The following is a 24,803-nucleotide window of genomic DNA, read 5'->3' on the forward strand; positions in this document are numbered from 1 at the left end:
TATCCGTTATGCGCACTTTGCGTTTAAGTCAAGCCACTATCCGAAGCGGTGGCCGGCATCGATATGGGCGGCCATCCCATTGTGCGGCAACATTTTTGCTGCGGATAGCGCATCGTTTCAGATCGTCGCCGCTCAGAGCCCCAAGGCGTCATCCCGAAGATTTCGCTGCGGCCTGGGCCACGGCCGGTTGAATGCGCGAATTGGCATCGCCCCGATTGGGGCATCGAACGCCGGCGCGAAGATGCGCACCATTTCTGCGAGGACACCAGTGTCGGCCGCGGGCAACAACTTTCGTCATGAGTGAAAACGTCAGCGCAGCAAGTCAATTGACGGTGTGGTGGAAGTGCGGCGGCTAGCGCCGCCACGAACAGCTTCAAACGCATCGAACACGGAACTTGGCGGGCGTCGGCAGCGCTCACGCTGTTGACCTCATACATACAGTGTGTATATTAATACAGACGGTATGTATGAAGGAGGGATTGATGAGTACCACGCTTGAAGCCATCGCAGAGGAGCGCGCGATCGTCCTGGACGTGTGCTCCCGCCTGCCCGAGTCGACGTGGGCCGCCGACAGCGGATGTCCCGGCTGGTCCGTCCAAGACCTGGTGTCGCACATGGCGTGTAGCTACTGGTTGGCGGTCGACCCGTCAAAGCTGCCCGATCCCGGTGGGCTGCCCGCCGAACGCGCGGCGGATCTTTACGTCGACTCGCGTCGCTCCATGACCCCCGCCGAGGTGCTGGCCGACTACGAGTCGGTCAGCGCACGCGGCCTGGACGTGCTGGCCGCGGTCGAGGGCCAAGACATCGACATACCGATCGGCGATGTCGGAACGTATCCGGCCTCGGTCGTGCCCACGACTTTTGTCTTCGAGTCCTTCGTTCACCTTCGGTACGACCTGTTCGCGCCCGATGGCCCGTTGCGGTCGGATCCCCCGCCCGTCGACGAGCTCCGGCTCGCCCCGACGCTGGACTGGATCGAGGCTGCGCTGCCGCAGCAGAACACCGAACTGCTGGACGGTTTGCGCGGCGGTCTCGAGATCCGCCTCGACGGAATGTGCGCCCGGACGCTGCACCTGGGCGCCCAGGGGGAGCCCGCCGCGCGGATCGTGTCGGATTCACAGGCGTTCGTGCGGTGGGTGACCCAGCGCGGCACCTGGGAGGGACTTGGCGTTCGGGCCGAGGGCGACCCGTCGGCCCTGGACATCGTCCGCCGGTTCAGGGTGTTCTGAACGACGCCGCGCCAGGCCGTCCCGCAACCTTCATGCGGTGTGTATGACAATGCATACCTACGTGTGAAAGTGAGGGTGGCATGGCGCAAGACGGTCGCCGCACGCAGGCCGAGCGTGCCGCCGACACGCGTGGCGCGCTGATCAGCGCCGCCCGGCCCCTGTTCGCCGAGCGGGGGTTCGCGGAGGTATCGCTGGAGACGATCGTGCGCGACGCGGGAGTGACGCGCGGCGCGTTGTACCACCACTTCGCCGACAAGACTGAGCTCTTCGCGGCGGTGTTCGAGCAGGTAGAGGGCGAGATGGCCGCCCGGATGGGGGAGGCCGTCGCGGCGGCGGGGCACTCCGATCCGGTCGAGATCATGCGGCTGTGCGCGGGCCTGTGGTTGGACGCGTGCGCCGAACCCGAGGTTCAGCGCATCGTGTTGCTGGAGGCGCTGGCGGTGTTGGGATGGGAACGCTGGAGCGACATCGGGCACCGATACAACATCGGCTTCGTGACGGCGCTGCTGACCGACGCCATCGAATCCGGCAGCATCCCGCCGCAACCCGTCGAGGCGACGGCGCTCACCGTCATGGGTGCGTTGCGCGAGGCGACGCTCTACATCGCCCGCGCGGACGATCAGCGCCAGGCGCGCGCTGATGCCGGCGCCGTGATGGATCGGCTCCTCAATGCGTTGCGCGTTAAGGACACCGGCTGACGCGGGTCGGCTCAGCTCGACGAGGGTGCCTGCACCGAAAGCCGCCTGGTGATGGCCTTCTTGTCCACCTTGCCGATCGGCGTGGTCGGTAGCGCGGCCATCGGTAACAACACATCGGGCCGGGCGTGTGTGGCCACGCCGCGCCGGTCGAGGTGCGCGTTCAACTCGGCCAACGTCACCGGCGGGCCGGTGAAAACGACCGCCGCGCAGATCTTTTCGCCGAGGTAAGGATCGGGTAGCGGCACTGCGGCCGCCGCGAAGATCGACGGGTGGCGCAGCATCTGCTCCTCGAGGTCGGCCGCGGAGATGGTTTCACCGCCGCGGCAGATCACGTCCTTGACCCGCCCGGTGACCGTCAGATAGCCGTCCTGTCGAAGCCGGACCAGGTCACCGCTGCGGAAGAAGCCGTCGGGATCGAAGCAGCGCTCGTTGTCGCGCGCGGCCCGGTAGTAGCCGTTCATCGTGTACGGGCCGCGCACCAGCAGCTCGCCTTCCTCGCCCGGCTCGATCGGTTCACCGTCGGCGCCGACCACCCGCAATTCGTCCGCCGCGCACAATGGGCGCCCCTGGGTGTGGTCGACGAGCTCGGGCGGATCGTCCGGCCGGGTGTAATTGAGTAGCCCCTCCGCCATCCCGAAGACCTGCTGCAGCCCCGGCGTCAGGGTGGTGCGGATCAGGCGGGCGTCGTCGGGCTCCAGCCTCGCGCCGCCAACCTGCAAGAGCCGCAGGGACTTCGGCGTCACCGGCTCCCACTCGCGGGCCTGCGCCCACAGTTTGGCCAGGGCCGGCACCAGCGCGGTGACCGTGACGCCGTGACGCTCGATGGCGGCGAAGGCGGCCTCCGGGCTGGGGTCGGTGCCGAACACGGTGGTGGCGCCCACCGTCATGGCGCCGAGCAGCCCGGGGCAGGCCAACGGGAAGTTGTGCCCCGCCGCGAGCATCACCAGGTACACGTCGTCGGCGGTGAGCCGGCAGACCTGGGCGCTGGCGGTCGCGTTGAACAGGTAATCCTCGTGGGTGCGGGGGATGAGCTTGGGTGTGCCGGTGGTGCCACCCGAAACCAGCAGCAGCGCAGGCGATTCCGGGTCGCGCGACGGTGTGGGGGGCAGGGTGGTGTCCTGCGCGCAGAGTTGCGCCCACGAGGTGAACGGGCCCGGGTCGCCGTCGACGATGACGTGCTCGAGCCCGGGGTGGTCCGCGACGAGCTCGCGCGCCATGGCGCGGTAGTCGAAACCGGTTGCAGCGCCGGCGATCACCAACGCCGTGGGCTGGCTGACGGCGGCGAAATGCCCCAGTTCCGCCGCCCGGTGTCCGGGCAGGCACAGCACCGGGATGGCGCCCGCCCGCAACAACCCGAACAGCGCCACCGCGAACTGGCACCCGTTCGGCAGCTGCAGCAGCACCCGGTCGCCCGGCGCGATGCCCGCACCGCGCAGTCCCGCCGCGGCACGGTCGGCACGCTCGTCGAGCTGCGCATAAGTCAAGCCCGCGCCGCCCACGGCGTCGAGCACGGCCGTGCGGCCGGGCCACCGGCGCGCCGCGTCGCTCAGGATGGTGTCCAGTGTGCGCCCCGCCCAGTAGCCGGCCGCCCGGTAGGCGGCGGCCCGCTCGGCGGGGAACGGCACGAACCCGTCGAGGGGCCCGGCCGGGGGCTGCCCTGTGTTCGCGTTCATGAGGTCCTCAGGCATGGGGGGCGTAGTAGCGGCGATCCGGGAGTAAGGATAGGGTAACCACAACTTAGGGCAGCCTGTGCTAATTCAGGGAGGGTTCGTGGTGCGTGCCTCGGTGCGCTCGGAAGACGTCCGGGCGGAGGTTGCCGAACTGCTCGGCGTCGATGCCGACGGTCTGCAGCCGGACGCCAACCTCATCGGTCAGGGCCTGGACTCGATCCGGATCATGACGTTGGCGGGCCGCTGGCGACGTCGGGGCATCGCGGTCGACTTCGCCGCGCTGGCCGCCGCCCCGACGCTCGAGGCCTGGGCCGACCTGCTCACCGGCCGGGACGCGTCCGCCGATCCGCCGCCCGCCGAAACGCCGGCGGGTGCGGCCGGCGATCCCTTCCCCCTGGCGCCGATGCAGCACGCGATGTGGGTCGGCCGCCAGGACGGTCAGCAGCTGGGCGGTGTGGCGGGACACCTTTACGTCGAATTCGACGGCGGTCCCATCGATCCCGAGCGGCTGCGCGCGGCCGCCACGGCCCTGGCCCGGCGCCATCCGATGCTGCGGGTGCGGTTCCTGCCCGACGGCACCCAGCGCATCGCCGAAACCGCGGCCGGCGACGACTTCCCGGTCGCCGTCGAAGACCTCCGCCACCTGGACCGCGACCACATCGATCAGCGGCTGGCCGCCATCCGCGACACCAAATCGCACCAGCAGCTCGACGACGCCGTGTTCGAGCTCGCACTGACGCGGCTGCCCGGCGAGCGTTCGCGCCTGCACGTCGACCTGGACATGCAGGCCGCCGATGCGATGAGCTATCGCACCCTGATGACCGACCTGGCCGCCCTCTACCTCGGGCACGAACTGCCCGCGCTGGACTACACCTACCGGCAATACCGGCAGGCGATTGAGGCGGACGGGGCGCGGCCCCAGCCGGCACGCGATGCCGCCCGCGAGTGGTGGGCACGGCGCATCCCGGGTCTACCGGACCCGCCGGCGCTCCCCACCACCGGCGACCGCAGCTCGCGCAGGAGCACCCGGCTCTGGCACTGGCTGGACCCTGACACCCGCGACGCCCTGTTCTCGCGCGCGCAGGCCCGCGGGATCACCCCGGCCATGACGCTGGCCGCGTCGTTCGCCAACGCGCTCGCGCGCTGGTCGACCACCTCACGCTTCCTGCTGAACGTGCCGCTGTTCGGCCGCCAGCCCCTGCATCCCGACGTCGACTCGCTGGTCGGCGACTTCACCTCCTCGCTGCTGCTCGATATCGACCTCACCGGAACCCGCACGCCGGCGGCGCGGGCGGAGGCGGTGCAGGACGCGATGCGGACCGCCGCCGCACACTGCGCCTATCCCGGGCTGTCGGTGCTGCGGGACCTCAGCCGGCACCGCGGCACCCAGGTGCTGGCACCGGTGGTGTTCACCAGCGCCCTGGGACTCGGCGCGCTGTTCAGCCGCGAGGTCACGGCGCAATTCGGCACGCCCGCGTGGCTCATCTCCCAGGGTCCGCAGGTGCTGCTCGACGCTCAGGTCACCGAGTTCGACGGCGGCGTGCTGGTGAATTGGGATGTCCGCGAGGGCATCTTCGCCCCCGGTGTCATCGACGCCATGTTCGCCTACCACATCGACGAACTGCTCAGGCTGGCCCGCGCCGACGACGACTGGGACACACCCGGGCCGGCGCCGCTGCCGGCCGCGCAGCGCGTGGTGCGGGAGGCCGTCAACGGCCGCACCGCCCGCCCCAGCGGAGAAGCGTTGCACGACGGGTTCTTTCGGCAAGCCGAGCGGGGGCCCGACGCACCCGCGGTGTTCGCCGACTCCGGTGACCTCAGCTACGGCCAGCTGCGCGACCGGGCGCTGGCGGTGGCCGCCGCGCTGCACGCGGCCGGCGTCGGCGCCGGCGACACGGTCGCGGTGGTGGGCCCGAAAACCGCGGAGCAGGTGCCCGCGCTGCTGGGCATCCTGAGCATCGGCGCGGCTTACCTGCCGATCGGCGTCGACCAGCCGCGCGATCGCGCGGAACGCATCCTGCGGACCGGCGGCGTGCGCCTGGCCCTGGTGTGCGGCGGGCAGCGGCTGGAACTGCCCGTGCCCGAGTTGATCCTCGCCGGCGTGCTGCGCGGCGCAACCGCCTCCGCCGAGATGCGCCCGGCGAGAGTCGATCCCGCCGAGCTCGCCTACGTGTTGTTCACCTCCGGCTCGACCGGCGAGCCCAAAGGTGTCGAGGTGACCCACGACGCCGCGATGAACACCGTGGAGTTCATCGCCCGCCACTTCGACATCGGCCCCGCGGACCGCTGCCTGGCCCTCTCCACGCTCGAAGGTGACATCTCGGTGATGGACGTCTTCGTCACCTTGCGGACCGGCGGGTCGATCGTCATGGTCGACGAGGCCCAGCGCCGCGACCCCGACGCCTGGGCCCGGCTCATCGACGCCCACCGGGTGACCGTCTTGCACTTCATGCCGGGCTGGCTGGAGATGCTGCTCGAGGTCGGCCGCGGAAGGCTCTCCTCGGTGCGGGTGATTCCCACCGGCGGGGACTGGGTGCGCCCCGAGGTGGCGCGCCGCCTGAAAGCCGAGGCGCCGAACCTCCGCTTCGCCGGCCTGGGCGGAGCGACCGAAACCCCGGTGCACAACACCATTTTCGAGGTCGATGATCCCGACGAACTGCCGACGGACTGGGCCGCCCTGCCTTATGGCGTCCCGCTGGCGAACAACGCCTGCCGCGTCGTCGACGACGCGGGCGACGACTGCCCCGACTGGGTCGCGGGCGAACTCTGGGTGTCCGGTCGCGGCATCGCCCGGGGCTATCGCGGACGTCCGGAGCTGACCGCCGAGCGCTTCGTCGAGCACGCCGGCCGGACCTGGTACCGCACCGGCGACCTCGCCCGCTACTGGCCCGACGGCACGCTGGAGTTCGTCGGCCGGGCCGACCACCGGGTCAAGATCGCCGGGTACCGCGTCGAACTCGGCGAGATCGAGGCCGCGCTGCGCCGGCTGCCGGGCGTCGCGATAGCGGTCGCCGCGGTGCTGCCCGGATCCGGTGGGTCCGAGGTGCTCGCCGCCGCCGTCCGCAGGGAAAGCGCCGAGCTGACCGCCGAGCGGATTCGGGAGCTGATGGGCGAATTCGTTCCCGCGCACATGGTTCCGCGCCACGTCGCGCTGGTCGAGCGCATCCCGTTCACCGACGCCGGCAAGATCGATCGTCGCGCCGTCGCACGCGACCTGGGAGTGGCGGTTTCGCTGTCCGGGCAGCCCGGCTACCGGGCCCCGTCGACGCCCCTGGAATCCGCGCTCGCCGCGCTCCTCGGCGAGCTGCTCGGCGCCGAGCGGGTCGGTCGTGACGACGACTTCTTCGCCCTCGGTGGCGATTCGGTGCTGGCCACCCAGGCCGTGGGCCGCATCCGCACGTGGCTCGACACCCCGAATGTGATGGTCGCGGACGTGTTCGCCACCCGGACAGTCGCGGCGCTCGCCGATCTGCTTGCCGCTCGTGAGCGCGGTGGCGAGCGGCTCGATCAGGTGGCCGAGCTGTATCTCGAGGTCATCCAGATGGACGCCGAAGCGGTGCTGTCGGCTGCCCACCACGGCGGGAAATCCGGTACGCCGCAATGACCTTCAACCACGTGGTGAGCATGCCCACCGATTTCGCATCCTGGATCAAGCGGGTGCCGGGCAGGAATGGGGGCCGGCGGCCCGGCGCGACCGTCGTGTTTCCGCACGCCGGCGCGGCCGCGGCGGGCTACCGGGCGCTGGCGTCCGAGCTGGCCGCGGGCGGCGACACGTACATCGTCCAGTACCCGCAGCGCGCGGACCGGCTGGACCATCCGGCCCCCGACACCGTGCACGACCTCGCCCAGGACCTGTTCGACGGCGGACCGTGGAGCCGGGTCGCGCCGCTGCGGTTGTTCGGCCACAGCATGGGTGCGGTCGTCGCTTTCGAGTTCGCCAGGGTCGCCGAATCCCGCGACACGGCGGTGCAGCGCCTGTGGGTCTCGGCCGGGCCGGCGCCGTCCGCGGTTGCCGCCATGCCCGAACTCCCCACCACCGACGACGGATTGCTAGCCGACATCGCCGATCTCGGCGGCACCGACCCCGAGCTGCTCGCCGACGAGGAGTTCGCCGAGCTGCTGACCACCGCGGTGCGGGCCGACTACCAAGCGGTCAACCGCTACCGGTGCGCCCCCGGCGTCCGCATCGGTGCCGACATCTCGGTACTGGGGGCGCGCGACGACCACCGCGTCGATCCGGTCGCCTTGCGGCTGTGGCAGGACCACACCGCGGGCGCCTTCGAGATGTTCCTCTACGACGGCGGGCACTTCTATCTCAACGACCACCTCGATGCGGTTGCGCAGCGGGTGAATGCCGATGGGTGACAACGGGTTCGACGGGGCGTCCGATCCGGTGGCGATCGTCGGCATGGCGCTCGAAGCGCCGGGCGGCATCGACAGCGCCGACAAGTATTGGGAACTGTTGTCACACGGGCGTGAGGCGCTGGGGCCGTTCCCCGCCGATCGGGGCTGGCGGGTGCGCGAGCTGCTCGCCGGTTCGCGGCGCGGCGGTTTCAAGGAGATCCACGATCGCGGTGGATTCCTCTCCGGTGCAACGATGTTCGACCCCGAGTTCTTCGGCATCTCCCCGCGGGAGGCCGTCGCCATGGACCCCCAGCAACGCGTCGTGCTCCGGGTGTCCTGGCGCGCGCTGGAAAACAGCGGCATCAACCCCGACGACCTGGCCGGGCACGATGTGGGGTGCTTCGTCGGCGCCTCGGCCACCGGATACGGCCCGCAGATGTCCAGCTTCTCCCGGCACAGCGGCCACCTGCTGGCCGGGACGGCCCTGAGCGTGATCAGCGGCCGGGTCGCGTACACGCTGGGGCTGGCCGGCCCGGCGCTGACGGTGGACTCCTCGTGCGCGTCCGCGCTGGCGGCGTTCCACCTCGCCGTGCGTTCGATCCAGAACGGTGACTGCGATCTGGCGCTGGCGGGTGGGGTCAACGTGCTGGGCTCGCCCGGGTTCTTCGTCGAGTTCTCCAAACAGCACGCCCTCTCCGACGACGGCCACTGCCGGCCGTACAGCGCACAGGCCAGCGGGACGGTGTGGGCCGAAGGGGCGGCGATGTTTGTGCTGCAACGCAAATCGGCCGCGCTGCGCGCCGGTCGCCCGGTCGTCGCCGAGGTGCGCGCCACCGCCGTCAACCAGGACGGTCGCAGCGCCGGACTGAGCGCCCCCAGCGGGGACGCCCAGGTCCGCCTGTTCCGGCGCGCCATGGCGCAGGCCGGGATCGGGCCCGGAGACGTCGGGATGGTCGAGGGCCACGGCACGGGCACCCGCCTCGGTGACCGCACCGAGTTGCGGTCGCTGGCACACACCTACGGCGACACGGCGCCCGGCGGCGGCGCCCTGCTCGGTTCGGTGAAATCCAACGTCGGCCACGCGCTGGCCGCCAGCGGGGCCCTCGGCCTGGCCAAAGTGGTGGTGTCCGCGGCCCACGGCGCCGTCCCGCCGACGCTGCACGCGTCGGAAGCCAGCCCGGAAATCGACTGGGACCGCCAGGGATTGCGCCTCGCGACGACGCTGACGCCGTGGCCCGCGATCGGCGGCCAACGGGTCGCGGCGGCGTCGGCATTCGGCATCGCCGGCACCAACGCGCACGTGATCGTCTCCCTCCCCGAGGTCGCATGATGCTGACCGCCCCGTTGCCCGACGGCCGCGCGCCGGTGCTGCTCTCGGCGCACGACGAAGGGCTGATCGGTCAGGACGCCCGGGCCATCGTGGATTATCTGGGCCGCGATGACGCGGACACCGCGGCGGTAGCTTCGACGCTGCTGCGCCTGCGGCGGGTGCGCCGGCACCGCGCGGTGGTGTGGGCCTCCGGCCGCGGCGAGCTGCTCTCCGGCCTGTCCGCGCTGGCCCGCGGCGAGGAGCATCCGCTGGTCACCCGATCCTCCCTCGGTGCCGCCCCCTGCATCGCCTTCGTGTTCCCCGGTCAGGGCAATCAATGGCAGTCGATGGGTGCCGATGCCTACCAACGGCTTCCGGCGTACCGGGCCGAGGCCGACCGGTGCGCCCGGGCCTTCCGCGCCGCCGGGCTGCCCTCACCGCTGCCCTACCTGATCGGGGAGCGCGACGGGAACTGGTCGCGCACCGAAATTCAGGGGGCGCAGTTCACCCACGCGGTCAGCCTGGCCCACCAGTGGCAATTCCACGGCGTGCTGCCGGCCCTCGCGGTTGGTCACAGCCTCGGTGAGGTGGCGGCGGCGTACGTGGCCGGCGCGATCTCGTTGCCCGACGCGGTCAGCCTGGTCGGCGCCCGCGCCACCATCGTCGACCAATTGGCGGGGCGCTATGCCATGGCGGTGCTCGGTGCCGGCGTCGACGAGGCCGAGTCCCTGATCGGAGAAACGGCAGGCTGGCTGGAAGTCTCGGCGGTCAACGGCCCGGCGTCGACCGTGGTGTCCGGAGACCGCGACGCCGTGGCGGCCGCGGTGCGGCTGGCGCGGCAGCGGGGCGTGTTCACCCATCAACTGGCGGTGGATTACCCGGGGCACACCAGCGTGCTGCGTCAGTTGCGCGCCGCGCTGGCCGAGCGGGTGCCCCGCTCGGCATTCCGGGACGGTCCGGTGCGGTTCATCGGTTCGACCTTTGGCGCCCCGGTCGGCAGTGGCGCGGACTTCTCCCAATACTGGTATGAAAACCTCTGCAGCACGGTCCGGTTCGACCAAGCGGTGGCGGCGGCCCAACGGCTCGGGGCCAACACGTTCGTCGAGCTGTCCGCGCACCCCTCGCTGCTGTATCCGCTCGCCGACCTGATCGGCGAGACGGCGGTGGCCGTGGGGTCCGGTCATCGTGACGGCGACATCGTCGACACGCTGGCGGCGAACATCGCGGCCGTGGCGACCGCCGACCCCGGCTGCCAATGGGCCCACGCCATCCCCGGTGGCGTCCGGCCACCGCTGCGCGGGTTCCCGAACGCGCCCATGCGGGCCGTCCACCTGTGGGCGGCGCCCGAACCGCCGATCGAGACCGCGCCGCCCGCCCCGGCGCTCAATGTCGTCGTCGAGGACTGGCGGCACGCGGCCCCGTCGGCCGCGCCGGGCGCCGACGTCGGCGTCTTCGCCGCCGCGCCGACGGCAGGCGCCCTGACGCGCCGCCTCATCGATGCCCTTGGGGCGCAGGGTGGTTGCCGGGTGGTGCCGCCGAACGACGCCGAGGTCCTCGCGGTCATCGCGCCGGAGCTGGACGAGCCGGACCCCGCCGCCGCGGTCGAGCAGATCGGTGGCCGGCCGGACGCGGGTCTACCCGACTACGCCGCCCTGATCGGCCCGCGCTGCCGGACCGTCTGGTTGCTCACCGCGGGCGCCGAGACCGTCGATCCGGATGACTCCGACGCCGTCCCGGCGCAGGCGGCGCTGGCCGCGATGCATCGCAGCGCCGGGTTCGAATTCCCCGAGCAGACCTTCACACATCTCGACCTGCCGGATCGGGACGTCAACGCCGCAACCGCGCGCGCCGTCGTCGACGCCCTGCTCGGCGAGGCGGCCGAGGTGGCGCTGCGCGGCGGCGAATCGCCGCGACCCTACGTCCGAACCTTTCGGCACTGTTCCGACTCGGCAACCGAACGGCCGCTGAGTGCCGACGCGCTGGACCACGTGGTGATCACCGGCGGCAGCGGAGCCATCGGCCTGCAGTATGCGCGGTACTGCATCGAGCGCGGGGCGCGGACGGTCACGTTGTTGAGCCGCAACGGCATCGGCGGGGGCGCGCTGCGCCGGCTCACCCAAAACCACCGCGCCGAGGTACACGCCCCCCGCGGCGACATCACCGATCCGGCCGCCCTCGCGGCCGTCGCGGCCCGACACGCCGGCCCGGGCGCGTCATTGCTGATCCATACCGCCGGCATCGCTGAGGCCCGCCCTAGTTCCGAGCTGAGAGGCGCCGACGTGGCGGCGGTGTGTGCCGCCAAGGTTCGCGGCCTGGCGGTGCTGGCCGAGGTGTGGCCGCTGCGGCCGGACTGCCGAATCCTGGCCTGCTCGTCGGTGTTCGGGGTATGGGGCGGCCACGGCCACGCCGCGTACGCCGCCTCGAACCGGATGCTCGACGTGCTGGTCGCCGCGCTGCGCCGCAAGGGCCGCGACGCCATGGCGATCCGGTGGGGCCTGTGGCAGACCGCCGGTGTCGTGACGGCCGAGGAGATCGCCCGCACCGAACGCTCCGGCCTGATCGCGATGGCTCCCGACCGGGCGATCGAGGCGAGCCTGCGCAGCTACGACGGCGATCCGCTGATCTTCGACGCGGACCTCGACCGGCTCGGGGTGTTCTTCGAAAGTCAGGGCATGCCAACGCCGTTCACGACGCCGGTCGCGGCAGCGGACGAGTCCGCGGCCAAACCCCTCGCCGCGGCGGTGCGCACCGAACTCGCCGCGACGCTGCAGCTGGCTGACCCGGCCACGATCGACCCGACCGCACCGCTCATCGACCTCGGTGTCGACTCGCTGCTCGCACTCGACTTGCGCAAGCGGCTGCGCCGGACGGTCGGAAGCTCCGTACCCGTCGCCCGCATGCTCGGCGGGATCACCCTCAACGAATTGGTCGACGCGTTGAGCGCCGGCTCAGCCGGCGGCTCGCGAGACGGAGTGACACTCGACGCTCCCGAAGGCAGAAAGGTTGGACTCCCAGCGTGACGGACACCACCGGGACCAGGGCCCGTCTCGACGACGAGCGCCTGGAGATATTGCGCCGCAAGATCGCCGAACGCGGCCTGGGCAGGCCGGCCGTCGAGACACCCGCGGCAAGCCGTCAGCGGCCGCGCATGTCCGCCGGCCAGCACCGGATGTGGTTCGTGCAGTCGGTGGACCCGGACAGCGCGCTGCTCAACGTCTGCGTCTCCTACCGCATCACCGGCCCGGTCGACCCCGGCCGCTTGCGGCGCGCGGTCGACGCCGTGGCCGCGCGGCACCCGGTGCTGCACACGACATACGCCGTGGGCGCGGATGGCGACCCGTATCCGGTCCTCCGGGAGGAGCTGCGGCCCGAGTGGGCCGACCACGACCTGTCGGGGCTGTCCGATCAGGCCCGTCGGCTGAGGTTGGACGTGCTGGCGCAGCGGGACTTTCGCCGGCCCTTCGACCTGGCCGAGGATTCGCCGCTGCGGGTCACCGTGGCCCGCCTGTCCGCCGACGAGCTGATGCTGTTGATCACCGCCCATCACGTCGCCTGGGACGACGCCTCGTGGACACCGTTCTTCGCCGACCTGACCCGCGCCTACACCGACCCGGACGCATTCGACGACCAACCCGCGTCAGCGGCGCCACCCCCGGACGACGCCGCGGACCCCGCGGCGGACACCCAGTACTGGCGGCCCCTGATGGCGAATCTGCCCGAGCCGCTCGAACTTCCGGGCCCCAACGGCTCGGTGGTGCCCAGCACGTGGCGCGCACAGCGCGCTACCGCGCGGTTGCCGCGGGCCACCGTCGATCGGGCGGCCGCGCTGGCGCGGGAAACCGGTGCCACCCCCTACATGGTGCTGATGGCGGCGTTCGCCGCGCTGGTGCACCGCTACACCCAGTCGACGGACTTCCTCGTCGCCGCCCCCGTGCTCAACCGTGACGTCGGGACCGAGTCCGCCATCGGCTACTACGGCAATACCGTGGTACTCCGCCTGCGGCCGGAGCCACACCAGACGTTCCGCCAGCTGCTGGCCCAGACCCGGGACAGCGCGGTGGGCGCCTTCGCGCACTCGCGCGCCGACTTGGAATGGCTGGTGCGCGAGTCCAATCCCGATCGCCGGCACGGCGCCGACCGGATGACCCGGGTGAGCTTCGGGCAGCGCGAGCCCGAGGGCGCCGGCTTCTGCCCGCCCGGGGTGCGATGCGAGCGGGGGGAGCTGCGCGGCCATTTCAACCAGCTGCCCTTGAGTTTCATGGTCGAGCTGGACCGCGCTGCGAATGGCCCGAGCGGCGGGCTTGTCGAAGCCGAATACCTGGTCGAGGTGCTGGATCAGCGGCTGGTCGATCAGTTGCTGCGGCACTATGCCGTGTTGCTGGACGACGCGTTGCGCAATCCCGACGCCGCGCTGTCGGCGTGCGCGCTGATGGACGCCGATGACGCCGAATGGTTGCGCAGGGCCTCGACCGGCGAGGACTTCGAAACCCCGGCCGCCACACTGCCCGAGCTGGTCACCCGCCGGGCCGGGCTGTCGCCCGAGGCCGTCGCCGTCGTCTACGAGGGACGCCAGTACACCTACCGCGAGATCGACGAAGAGTCGAACCGCCTGGCGCACTGGCTGATCGAGCGGGGCATCGGCACCGAGGACCGCGTCGCGGTGTTGCTGGGCAAGTCACCCGAATTGGTCATCACGGCGCTGGGCGTGCTCAAGGCGGGCGCGGTCTATCTGCCGGTGGATCCCACCTACCCCGAAGATCGGCTGACCTTCATCCTCGCCGACGCCGGCGCCGAACTGGTGCTGCGCGAGCCCGTTACCGGCCTGTCGCGATACCCCGCCTCCGCGCCCGCCGAGTTGGTCCGGCCGCTGAGCCCGCAGAACACCGCGTACCTGATCTACACGTCGGGATCGACCGGGCTGCCCAAGGGCGTGCCGGTGCCCCATGCGCCCATCGCCGAGTACTTCGTCTGGTTCGGCGACGAGTATCGCGTCGACGAAACCGACCGGCTGTTGCAGGTCGCGTCGCCCAGCTTCGACGTCTCCATGGGCGAGATCTTCGGCACGTTGATCATGGGTGCCCGCCTGGTGATTCCGCGGCCCGACGGGCTGCGCGACATCGGCTACCTCACCGAACTGCTCAGCCGCGAGGGCATCACCTCGATGCACTTCGTGCCGTCGCTGCTCGGACTGTTCCTGTCGCTGCCCGGCGTCGGCCAGTGGCGCACCCTGCGGCGCGTACCGATCGGCGGGGAGGCCTTGCCGGGCGAGATCGCCGACAAGTTCCACGCCACCTTCGATGCGCTGCTGTACAACTTCTACGGGCCGACCGAGACCGTGGTCAACTGCACCAGTTACCCGGTGGAAGGGGCACAGGGCACCCGGGTGGTGCCCATCGGCCGTCCCAAGATCAACACGCAGGTGCACCTGCTCGACAACGCGCTGCGGCCCGTTCCCGCGGGCGTGATAGGCGAGATCTACATCGGCGGAACACATGTCGCGCACGGATACCACGGCAGGCCGGGACTGACGGCCGAACGTTTCGTCGCCGACCCGTTCACCCCGGGCCGCCGGTTGTACCGCTCGGGCGACCTGGCTCGCCGCAACGCCGACGGGGACATCGAGTTCGTCGGCCGTGCCGACGAGCAGGTGAAGATCCGCGGCTTTCGCATCGAGCTGGGTGAGGTCGCCGCCGCCATCTCCGTGGACCCCAGTGTGGGACAAGCGGTTGTGCTGGCCATGGACCTGCCCCGGCTGGGCAAGAGCCTGGTGGGATTCGTCACGCCGGCCCAGGGCGGTGGACCGGAAACCGTTGAGGTCGAGCGCATTCGCGCCCGGGTGGCCGCCGCGCTGCCCGACTACATGACACCGGCGGCCTACGTGACGCTCGACGAAATCCCGATCACGGCGCACGGCAAGATCGACCGCGCCGCGCTGCCGCAACCGCAGATCGCGGCGGCCGCCGAATACCGCGACCCGACCACCGCCACCGAACGCCGCGTCGCCGCACTGTTTTCCGCGCTGCTGGGTCACGACCGGGTGGGCGCCGACGACTCGTTCTTCGACCTGGGTGGCCACTCGCTGGTGGCCACGAAACTCGTCACCGCGATTCGCTCCGAGTGTGGGGTTGAGCTCGGCATCCGGGACGTGTTCGAGCTGCCGACCGTGGGCCTGCTGGCGGAGCGGCTCGACCAGCTGAGTTCCGGCGGGCTCAGGCCGTCGCGGCCCAAGCTGATCGCGACCGCCCACGATGAGCCCATGCCGCTGTCGGCGTCTCAGCTGCGCAGCTGGTTCGCCTACCGCGTCGACGGTCCCAGCTGGGTCAACAACATTCCCTTCGCCGCGAAACTGACCGGCCCGTGGGACATCGAGGCCCTGATCGCCGCGGTCGGCGACGTCGTCGCCCGGCACGAGATCCTGCGCACCTCCTACGTCGAGGTGGACGGCGTGCCCCATCAGGTGGTCGGGCCCGCGGGTGAGGTCTCCGTGCGCCGAGCAACCGGGCCCGACGACGCGTGGCTGCAGCGGGAGCTGGAGGCCGAGCGCCGGCACTGCTTCGAGTTGGACCGCGAGCTGCCTGTCCGGGTCGCGGTGCTGGACAGCACCGACAACCCCGCCGAGCATGTGCTGTCGTTGGTGATCCACCACATCGCCTCCGACCACTGGTCGGCCGGAGTGCTGTTCGCCGACGTGATGACCGCCTATCGTGCGCGCCGGGCCGGGGAGGTCCCGTCCTGGGCGCCGCTACGGGTGCAGTACGCCGACTACGCGGCGTGGCAGGCGGCGTTCCTGGGTGACGCGAGCGGCCAGGAGTCCGCCGTTGCCGCCGCGCAGCGCGAGTATTGGACGCGGCAGCTGGCCGGGCTGCCGGAGGACACCGGGCTGCGGCCCGACTTCCCCCGCCAGCCGGTGCCCAGCGGCGCGGGCGAATCCGTCGAGTTCCGCATCGACGCGGCGACGCGGGGCAAGCTTGCCGCACTGTGCCGCGAGTTGGGCATCACCGAGTTCATGCTGCTGCAAACGGCGGTCGCGGTGGTGCTGCACAAGGCCGGTGGTGGCCTGGACGTCCCGCTCGGCACCCCGGTCGCCGGGCGCACCGAGGCCGAATTGGACCAACTGATCGGCTTTTTCGTCAACATCCTGGTGCTGCGCAACGACCTGACCGGCAACCCGACGCTGCGCGAACTGCTCACCCGGGCGCGCGAGACGGCGCTGGCCGCCTACGCCCACCAGGACCTGCCGTTCGACCGGGTGGTCGACGCCGTCAGCCCGGTCCGTTCCCTGTCGCGCAACCCGCTATTCCAGGTCGTCGTGCACGTCCGTGACCACCTGCCCGCCACCCGGGTGATCGAGCAGGCGCCGGTCGAGGGCGGGCAAGACGCGGTGTGCACCTCCCTGGACCCCGTCTTCGACATGGCGCACGCCGATCTGAGCGTCAACTTCTTCGGCACCGACGGCTCGGGCGGCGTCGGCTACAACGGCAACCTGATCTTCCGGACGGAGCTGTATGCCAGGACCACCATCGAGCGGCTGGCCGGCTGGCTGACCCGGGTGGTCACCGAGTTTGCCAACCACCCCGAACAGACTTTGCGGGGCGTTCAGTTGACCGACGCCGGCGAGCGGCGGGCGATGCTCGACGGCTGGAGCCGCGGCGAGCGCGCGCCGCGGGATCGGCCGCGCACCATTCCCGAACTGCTGCGGCCGAGCCGAACCTGGGGACCCGGCCGGATCGCGGTGCGCTGCGGCGATCAGCAGATGGATTACCCCGCGCTGCACCGCCGTTCGGACAATCTGGCGGAGCTGCTCGCCGCGCATGGGGTCGGGCCCGGGACGCTGGTCGGGCTTTCGACGCGGCGGGGACTCGACCTGGTGGTGGCGCTGGTGGCCATCATGAAGGCCGGCGGCGGCTATTTCCCGATCGATCCGGGCTACCCGACGGCGCGCAAGCAGTTCATGCTCGACGACGTGCGGCCGCCGGTGGTGCTGGCCACCGCGGACGCCGCCGCCAACATGCCCGAAGTCGCCGGCATCACGGTGATCTCGCTGGACGACCCGCAGGTGCGCGACGTGGTGCACAACGGCGGGGCCGGTCGGCGGGAATTGCCGCTGCCGCACCCGGACGACCCGATGTATTTGGTCTTCACGTCGGGGTCGACGGGCACGCCGAAGGGTGCGGTGGGCACCCATCGATCGATGACGGCCCGGCTGGACTGGCAGCTGAGGCACTACCCGCCGAAAGCGGACGACGTCCGGCTGGCGCAGGCGTCGATGACGTTCCTCGAGGGCGGCATGGAGATGCTGGCCGGTCTCGCGGCGGGGGCCACCATGATCCTCGCCGACGACGCCGAGCACCGCGACCCGGAAGCCTTGGGTGACTTGATGATCCGGCATTCGGTCGCCCAACTGACCGCGGTGCCCAGCCTGGTCTCCGCCCTGATCGACAGCCGGCCCGACGCGGTGCGGGCACTGTCCCGCCTGGTGTGTGGCGGAGAACCGGTGGGCACCGCGCTCCTGCAGCGACTCGTTTCGGTGTGCTCCGGCGCGGGCCCCGAGCTGTTGAACAACATCGGCTCCACCGAGACGTCCGGTGCGGTGTGCCGCGGGCGGCTGGAGCCGCCGCGTCCGCTGGTGGGCAAGCCGGTCCCGGGGGCCGACGCCTACCTGCTCGACGACGCGCTGCGGCCGGTGCCGGTCGGGGTGGTCGGTGAGCTGTATTACGCCGGCGATCAACTGGCCCGGGGCTACTGGAAGCGGCCCGGGCTCACCGCCACCCGGTTCGTGGCCAATCCCTATGCGACCGAACCGGGTTCGCGCCTCTACCGCAGCGGCGACCTTGCCCGCTGGACCCAGCACGGTCTGCTGGAGTTCGTCGGGCGCTCCGACCATCAGGTACAGGTGCGCGGTTTCCGGGTCGAATTGGGCGAGGTCGAGGCGGCGCTGGCGGGGGTCGACGGCGTCGCCGCCGCGGCCGCCCGCACCTGGGAACTGCGTGGGGGCACCTCGCTCGCCGGATACGTTGTGCCACAACGGCCGGTCGTCGAGGACGCCGAGAAGGCATCGTTCGCATCGGAGGTCCGCGCCGCGATCGGCGCGGCGCTGCCGGGCTACATGATGCCGTCGTCGTTGACCGTCCTTGACGCGCTCCCCAAGACCGAGTCGGGCAAGCTGAACCGGCCCGGGCTGCCGCGACCGGCGGTCAGCACCAGCGGACAGACGGAACCGTCGCGCACCGACACCGAACGCGCGCTGGCCAAGGTGTTCGCCGAGCTGCTGTCGACGCCCGAGGTGGGTCGCTTCGACGACTTCTTCGCGCTGGGCGGTGACAGCATCCTGTCGGTGCAGCTGGCCTCGCGGGCGCGAGCCGCCGGCCTGGCGGTCAGTCCGCGGATGATCTTCGAGAACCCGACGGTGCAGCAGCTGGCGGCCGCTCTCGACGCATGGGGCGAGAACGGAAATGAGGCCGAGCCGGCCGACGCCCGGTTCGAGCCGATGAGCGCATCCGGGCTGTCGGCCGAGGATCTCGCCGCCGTGACGCAGCTGTGGTCGTCGTCGCGCGACGGTACGCCATGACGGCCACCAGGGACGTCGCGCCCGGCATCGAGGACGTGATGGCGCTCAGCCCGCTGCAAGAGGGCCTGTATTCGCTGACCACGCTCGCCGAATTCGGCGACGGCGACACCGCCGAGGATCCGTACGTGATCGGGATGGCCGCAGACATCTCCGGTGCGCTCGATGTCGCGCTGCTCCGTGATTGCGCGGCAAAGATGTTGGAGCGACACCCCAACCTGCGGGCCAGCTTCTTCAGCCGCGGCATCGCGCGCCCGGTGCAGATCGTGCCGTCCCGGGTCGACCTGCCGTGGCGCACCGTCGCCGCCGCGTTCGAGGATGTGCCGGCGTTGGAGGCGGCCGAACGTCGCAGGCCGTTCGACCTCGAACACGGGCCGGCAATCCGCTTCCTGTTGGTCGAACTGCCCGGCGCGCAATGGCGTTTGGTGCTCACCGCCCACCACATCGTGATCGATGGTTGGTCGTTGCCCGTGTTCGTCAACGAGATGATGATGCTGTACCGGGCCGGTGGTGACCTGTCGGCGCTGCCCGTCACCCCGCGGCCGTACCGCGATTACATCGGCTGGCTGGCGAGTCGCGATCCGGAAGCGAGCCAACGGGTCTGGCGGGAACACCTGGCCGGCCTTGCGGGCCCCACCCTGCTGTCGGCGGCGCTGGGGTCGGCGGAGGACCGGCGGACCGGGCTGCCCCGCACCACCGAACTGCGGGTGCCGGCCGCGGCCGCCGCGCGCATGGTCGAGCAGACCCGTTCCCGGGGCATCACCGTCAGCACCCTGATGCAGATGGCTTGGGCGCTGGTGTTGTCCCGGTTGACCGACACCGAGGATGTGGTTTTCGGGGTCACGGTGTCGGGCAGGCCGCCCGAACTGGCCGGCGTGGAGACCATGATCGGTCTGTTCGTCAACACCGTGCCCATGCGGGTGCGACTCGACCCGGCCGTCACCGTCGGCGAGCAATGCCGGGCCGTGCAGCGCGACGCCGCGCTGCTGCGCGAGCACGGCTACCTTGGACACGCGCAGCTGCGGGCACTCGCCGGGGTCGGGGAGATGTTCGACACCCTGCTGGTCTACGAGAACTTCCCATTGGACGGCCTGACCGCCGGCGCCGAATTGACCGCCGCCGGTGCGACCTTCCGGCCGTCGGCGCTGCAAACCCTGTCGCATTTCCCGATCACCGTCGCGGCCCACATGGCGGGCGACGAACTGGTGGTCCTGGTCGAGGCGATCGACGGCGCGCTGGGCGCCGTCCCCGCCGCCGGGCTGGGCCGGCGGGTGCTCGCCACCGCCGAGCGCCTGCTGCGCGACTGGGAGCGTCCGCTGCACCGGGTCAGCGTGCTCTTCGAGGACGAGGAGGTCGCCTCGCAAGCCGGGGACGTTCCCGCCCCGGCGCCGGCCGGCATCCACACGCGCTTCGCCGACGTCGCCGCCAGTACCCCGGACAGCCTGGCAGTGAGCTGGGCGGGCGGCGCGCTGACTTACCGCGAACTGGACGCGCTCGCCAACGGCCTGGCAGCCAGGCTCGCGGACCGCGGCGTGCGGCGCGAAACCCCGGTCGCCATAAGGCTTTTCCGCGGCCCGCAGTACATCGTCGCGATCCTCGCGGTGCTCAAGGCCGGTGGCGTGTGCGTGCCGATGGAGCCGGGGACGCCCCCCGAACGGGTGGCATCGATGCTGCGCCAATCCGGCGCGTCCCTCGTGATCGACGACCAGTGGCTCTCGGCCGGGGTATCACCCGGTGCCGACTTTCGCGCGGCCGACGTGCCGCCCGGCCAGGCGGCCTACGTCGTCTTCACCTCGGGCACCACGGGAGAACCCAAGGGCGTCATCGGAACTCACGCGGCGGTCACGGCCTACGCCGACGACCACCTGGACAACGTGTTGCGGCCCGCGGCCGCCCGGCTGGGCCGACCGCTGCGCATCGCGCACGCATGGTCGTTCGCGTTCGACGCCGCCTGGCAGCCGTTGGTCGCGCTGCTCGACGGCCACGCCGTGCACGTCGTGGACGAGCACACGCAGACCGACGCCGAGGCGCTGGTCGCGGCGATCGCCCAACACGGCATCGACATGATCGACACCACCCCATCGATGTTTGCCCAACTCACGTCATGCGGTTTGCTGACCAGGGTTCCGCTGGAGGTGCTGGCGCTGGGCGGCGAAGCGCTCGGCACGGCGGCCTGGGATCTGATCCGAGCCGAGTGCGCGCGCACGGGCATGACGGCCTACAACTGCTACGGCCCCACCGAGACCACGGTCGAGGCGGTGGTCGCCGCCATCGCGGAGCACGGCGAGCCGTCGATCGGGCGGCCGACGCTGCACACCCGCGGCTACGTGCTGGACTCGGCGCTGCGCCCGGTGCCATGCGGTGCGACCGGTGAGCTCTACCTTGGTGGCGCCCAGCTGGCCCGCGGATACCTCGGCCGGGCCGCGGAAACCGGCGGCCGATTCGTGGCCGACCCGTTCGCGGCCGGCGAACGCATGTACCGCACCGGCGATTTGGTGCGTCGGGGTGCCGGCGGAGCGCTGCAGTATGTGGGCCGCGCCGACGCGCAGGTGAAGATCCGCGGTTACCGCGTCGAGCCCGGCGAGATCGCGGCCGTCCTCGAATCGCATCCCGCCGTCCGGCATGCGGGCGTGCTGGTGCGCCGGCGGCGCGGCGTCGCGCGCCTGACCGCCTACGTCGTCGTCGCCGACGCGGCACCGCACCCGCCGTCGCCCGCCGAGCTGCGCGGCATGCTCGGCTCCCGGTTGCCGCGCTACATGATTCCGCAGCGCATCGTCACGGTCGACGAAATCCCGCTCACGGTCAACGGCAAGCTGGACGAGGCAGCGCTGAGCGCCCTCGACACCACCGAACCGGACTCCGCCCGGGCCGAGCCCGAAACCCCCACCGAAGCCGCACTGGCCGAAGTGCTTTCGGGACTGCTGGGACATCCCCGGGTGGATGTGGCCGCGGACTTCCTGCAGCTGGGCCTGGACAGCATCGCCGCCCTGTCGGTGGTGCAGGCGGCCCGCGCGCGGGGGATCGCCCTGCGCGCCAGGCTGATCCTCGAGTGCGCCAACATCCGCGAGCTGGCCGAGGCGATCGACTCCGAAAACCTCGCCGCGACAAACGATGTCGACGGCGGCACCGAACCCATGCCCGTGCTCCCCAACGGCCGCTGGCTCTACGAATACGGCGAGCCGCGGCGCCTGGCGCAGACCGAGGCCATCCGGCTGCCCGACGGTGTCACCCGCGAGCATCTGGACACCGCGCTGGCGGGCATCGTGCGCGGTCACGAGGTGCTGCGCGCCCGCCGGGACCGCGCCGCGATGACCCTGGTCCCGGCGCGGACCGCCGGGATCGACCTCCTCGAAGTCGCGATCGAAGGCGACCCGCGGGCTGCCGTCCCCGGTCACGTCGCGCGGTCCGTCGACCGCCTGGACCCGGAGCGGGGAGCGCTCCTGGCCGCGGTGTGGATTCGTCCCCCGGCCGGGCCGAGCGTGCTGCTGCTGACCGCCCACGTCCTGGCGATGGACCCGGCGTCGTGGCGAGTGGTACTCGGCGAATTGGACACCGCGCTAACGGCATTGGCCACCGGTCACCCGCCCGCCCCGGTCCGGGAGCATACCGGCTACCGGCGCTGGGCCGGCGCGCTCGTCGAGCGTGCCCACCGGCTGGACACGGTGCGGTTCTGGGCCGCCCAGTCCGAGGGTGCGGATCCCGACCTCGGCGCCCGGCGGGTCGCCCCGGGTCGCGCCCGGGCCCGCGACCTGACGGTCCGCATGATGGCCGCAGACGCCGACACCACCCGCCGGCTGCTGGAGTCGGGCCTGCCGTTGCCGCACCTGTTGATCGCCGCCACTGCGGCGATGGTGACGCGGTGGCGGCGCTCCCGCCATCAGGCCACCCCGCCGCCCCTGCTGGCGCTGGAAACCCACGGGCGCGCCGACGCTCTCGTCGACGGGCCGGGCGCGCACGTCCTCGACACCGGCGACACCGTCGGACTGCTGAGTTCCATCTACCCGATCCGGGTGCCGTCGGCCGATCCGCGCAGCGTGGGGGAGCAGCTGGCGGCCATCCCCGGCGACGGGCTGGACTACGGCCTGCTGCGCTACCTGCGCCCCGACACCGCCGAGCGCCTCGCCCCGCTGCCCGGCCCACAACTGCTGCTGAACTACCTCGGCGCCGCCCACTCCGGCGGCGGGACCGGTCTCACCCTCGAGCGCGAGCTCCTCGCCGGGGTGTCGCCGCAACCGGAGCCCGATCTGGCGGTGCGTCACGAGCTCACCATCGTGGCCGCCATGCTCACGTTCGACGGTCAGCGCGTGCTGGCCGCGCAGTGGCGCACGCTGCCCGGCATTCTCGGCGATGCCGACGTCGCTGAGCTGCAACGCCTTTGGCTCGAATCGCTGCGGGAGACGGTGACATGAGCAGACTTGCGATCCTGGGCGCGGGAGCCAAGGCGGTCGCCGTGGCGGCCAAGGCGTCCGTGCTGCGGGACATGGGCGTCGACGCCCCCGAGGTGGTCGCGGTCGAACGGATCGGTGTCGCGGCCAACTGGCAGGCCAGCGGCGGCTGGACCGACGGAGCGCACCGGCTGGGCACCAGCCCGGAAAAGGACGTCGGGTTTCCGTACCGGTCCGCGCTGGTCCCCCGCCGCAACGCCGAACTCGACGAGCGGATGACCCGCTACAGCTGGCAGTCCTACCTGATCGCGACGGCGGCGTTCGCCGAGTGGATCGACCGGGGCCGGCCGGCCCCGACTCATCGCAAGTGGAGTCAATACCTGGGCTGGGTCGCCGACCAGATCGGCCTCGACGTCGTGCACGGCGAGGTGGAACGGCTGACCGTCAGCGGCGACCAATGGGCCCTGCACACCCACGAGACCACCGTGCACGCGGACGCCCTGATGATCACCGGGCCTGGACAGGCCGAGAAGTCGTTGCTGCCCGGCAACCCACGGATGCTCTCGATCGCCCAGTTCTGGGACCGGGCCGCCGGTCACGACCGGATCAGCGCCGAGCGGGTGGCGGTGATCGGCGGGGGCGAGACGGCCGCATCCATGCTCAACGAGCTGTTCCGGCACCGGGTTTCGACCATCACCGTCATTTCACCGCAGGTGACGCTGTTCACCCGTGGGGAGAGCTTCTTCGAGAACTCGCTGTTCTCCGACCCCACCGACTGGAGCGCCTTGACGCTGGCCGAGCGCCGTGACGCGCTGGCCCGAACCGACCGCGGGGTGTTCTCGGCCAACGTGCAGGAGGCCCTGCTGGCCGACGACCGCATCCGCCACCTGCGGGGCAGGGTGGCCCACGCGGTGGGCCGGGACGGGCAGATCCGGTTGACCCTGTCCACCAACCGCGGCAGCGAAAACCTCGAGACGGTACACGGTTTCGACCTGGTCATCGACGGCTCCGGCGCCGACGCGCTGTGGTTCACGTCGTTGTTCGGGCAGGACGTGCTGGACCTGCTGGAGCTCGGCCTCGGCGGACCGCTGACCGCCGACACCCTGCAGGAGGCGATCGGCTACGACCTGGCCGTCACCGACGTCAAGCCCAAGCTGTTTCTGCCCAACCTGTCCGGACTGACGCAGGGGCCGGGATTTCCCAACCTCAGCTGCTTGGGATTGTTGTCCGACCGGATACTGGGGTCCAGTGGCGGCTTGGTGGGCCCGTCCACGCATACGACAAGGAGACGCGATGAGCATCAACCCCTTCGATGACGAAAACGGCACCTTCTTCGTTCTGGTCAACGACGAGGACCAGCACAGCCTGTGGCCCAGCTTCGCCGACAAACCGGCCGGCTGGCGGGTGGTCCACGGCGAAGCGAGCCGCGCCGAGTGCCTGGAGTACATCGAACAGAATTGGACCGACATCCGACCGAAGAGTCTCCAGGAATCGCTCAAGCGACGCTGACACCCGGTGCACGCCGCCGTAGCGTCACCGTAACGTGACCGGCCCGAGACGCAAATGCCGGTCACACCAGGCACACTTACACCAACCAAACCGT

General features: G+C 71.3%; 11 protein-coding genes. 10 read left to right on the plus strand and 1 reads right to left on the minus strand.

The features are described 5' to 3' along the window. The first annotated feature begins 482 nt into the window (after positions 1 to 482). Both C1737_RS02210 and C1737_RS02215 read left to right on the plus strand, forming a co-directional pair. Positions 483 to 1,229, plus strand: coding sequence for a maleylpyruvate isomerase family mycothiol-dependent enzyme (locus C1737_RS02210; protein WP_102417734.1), 747 nt, complete (start codon positions 483 to 485; stop codon positions 1,227 to 1,229). An 80-nt stretch (positions 1,230 to 1,309) separates the two neighbouring features. Beyond that, positions 1,310 to 1,927: a TetR/AcrR family transcriptional regulator gene (locus C1737_RS02215; protein ID WP_068099100.1), complete on the plus strand. Its 618-nt coding sequence runs from the start codon at positions 1,310 to 1,312 to the stop codon at positions 1,925 to 1,927. Positions 1,928 to 1,938: 11 nt separating this feature from the next. Here the strand turns inward: C1737_RS02215 and C1737_RS02220 are convergent, their stop codons facing one another. Then, complete coding sequence (locus C1737_RS02220) at positions 1,939 to 3,600, minus strand: AMP-binding protein (RefSeq protein ID WP_102417102.1); 1,662 nt, start codon at positions 3,598 to 3,600, stop codon at positions 1,939 to 1,941. A gap of 97 nt (positions 3,601 to 3,697) precedes the next feature. Here C1737_RS02220 and C1737_RS02225 point away from each other — a divergent pair, with 97 nt between their 5' ends. The 8 genes from C1737_RS02225 to C1737_RS02260 are packed head-to-tail and all read left to right on the plus strand — an operon-like array spanning position 3,698 to position 24,709. Beyond that, entirely contained in the window at positions 3,698 to 7,201 is a 3,504-nt protein-coding gene (locus C1737_RS02225) for a non-ribosomal peptide synthetase (protein ID WP_102417103.1), read from the plus strand. After that, a complete protein-coding gene (locus C1737_RS02230) occupies positions 7,198 to 7,962 on the plus strand; it encodes a thioesterase II family protein (RefSeq protein WP_102417104.1) in 765 nt (254 codons plus the stop codon). Before C1737_RS02225 ends, C1737_RS02230 begins: the two co-directional genes overlap by 4 nt. Continuing rightward, the gene (locus tag C1737_RS02235; RefSeq protein WP_102417735.1) at positions 7,955 to 9,271 is read left to right on the plus strand and encodes a polyketide synthase; all 1,317 of its coding nucleotides are present in this window, start codon (positions 7,955 to 7,957) and stop codon (positions 9,269 to 9,271) included. Before C1737_RS02230 ends, C1737_RS02235 begins: the two co-directional genes overlap by 8 nt. After that, complete coding sequence (mbtD, locus tag C1737_RS02240) at positions 9,268 to 12,270, plus strand: mycobactin polyketide synthase MbtD (RefSeq protein ID WP_233214623.1); 3,003 nt, start codon at positions 9,268 to 9,270, stop codon at positions 12,268 to 12,270. The genes C1737_RS02235 and mbtD overlap by 4 nt, the downstream gene beginning before the upstream one ends. Further along, entirely contained in the window at positions 12,267 to 18,818 is a 6,552-nt protein-coding gene (locus tag C1737_RS02245; protein ID WP_102417105.1) for a non-ribosomal peptide synthetase, read from the plus strand. Before mbtD ends, C1737_RS02245 begins: the two co-directional genes overlap by 4 nt. Next, positions 18,815 to 23,224 carry a non-ribosomal peptide synthetase gene (locus C1737_RS02250; RefSeq protein ID WP_102417737.1) on the plus strand — a complete coding sequence of 1,470 codons (4,410 nt, stop codon included), beginning with the start codon at positions 18,815 to 18,817 and terminating at the stop codon, positions 23,222 to 23,224. The genes C1737_RS02245 and C1737_RS02250 overlap by 4 nt, the downstream gene beginning before the upstream one ends. Further along, positions 23,221 to 24,516, plus strand: a complete 1,296-nt coding sequence (gene mbtG / locus C1737_RS02255; protein WP_102417106.1) for an NADPH-dependent L-lysine N(6)-monooxygenase MbtG — start codon at positions 23,221 to 23,223, stop codon at positions 24,514 to 24,516. Before C1737_RS02250 ends, mbtG begins: the two co-directional genes overlap by 4 nt. Further along, positions 24,494 to 24,709 carry an MbtH family protein gene (locus tag C1737_RS02260; RefSeq protein WP_067918919.1) on the plus strand — a complete coding sequence of 72 codons (216 nt, stop codon included), beginning with the start codon at positions 24,494 to 24,496 and terminating at the stop codon, positions 24,707 to 24,709. The genes mbtG and C1737_RS02260 overlap by 23 nt, the downstream gene beginning before the upstream one ends. Positions 24,710 to 24,803: the final 94 nt, after the last annotated feature.

Origin of the sequence: Mycobacterium sp. 4858 (assembly GCF_900240975.1) — a bacterium.
Taxonomy (GTDB): domain Bacteria; phylum Actinomycetota; class Actinomycetes; order Mycobacteriales; family Mycobacteriaceae; genus Mycobacterium.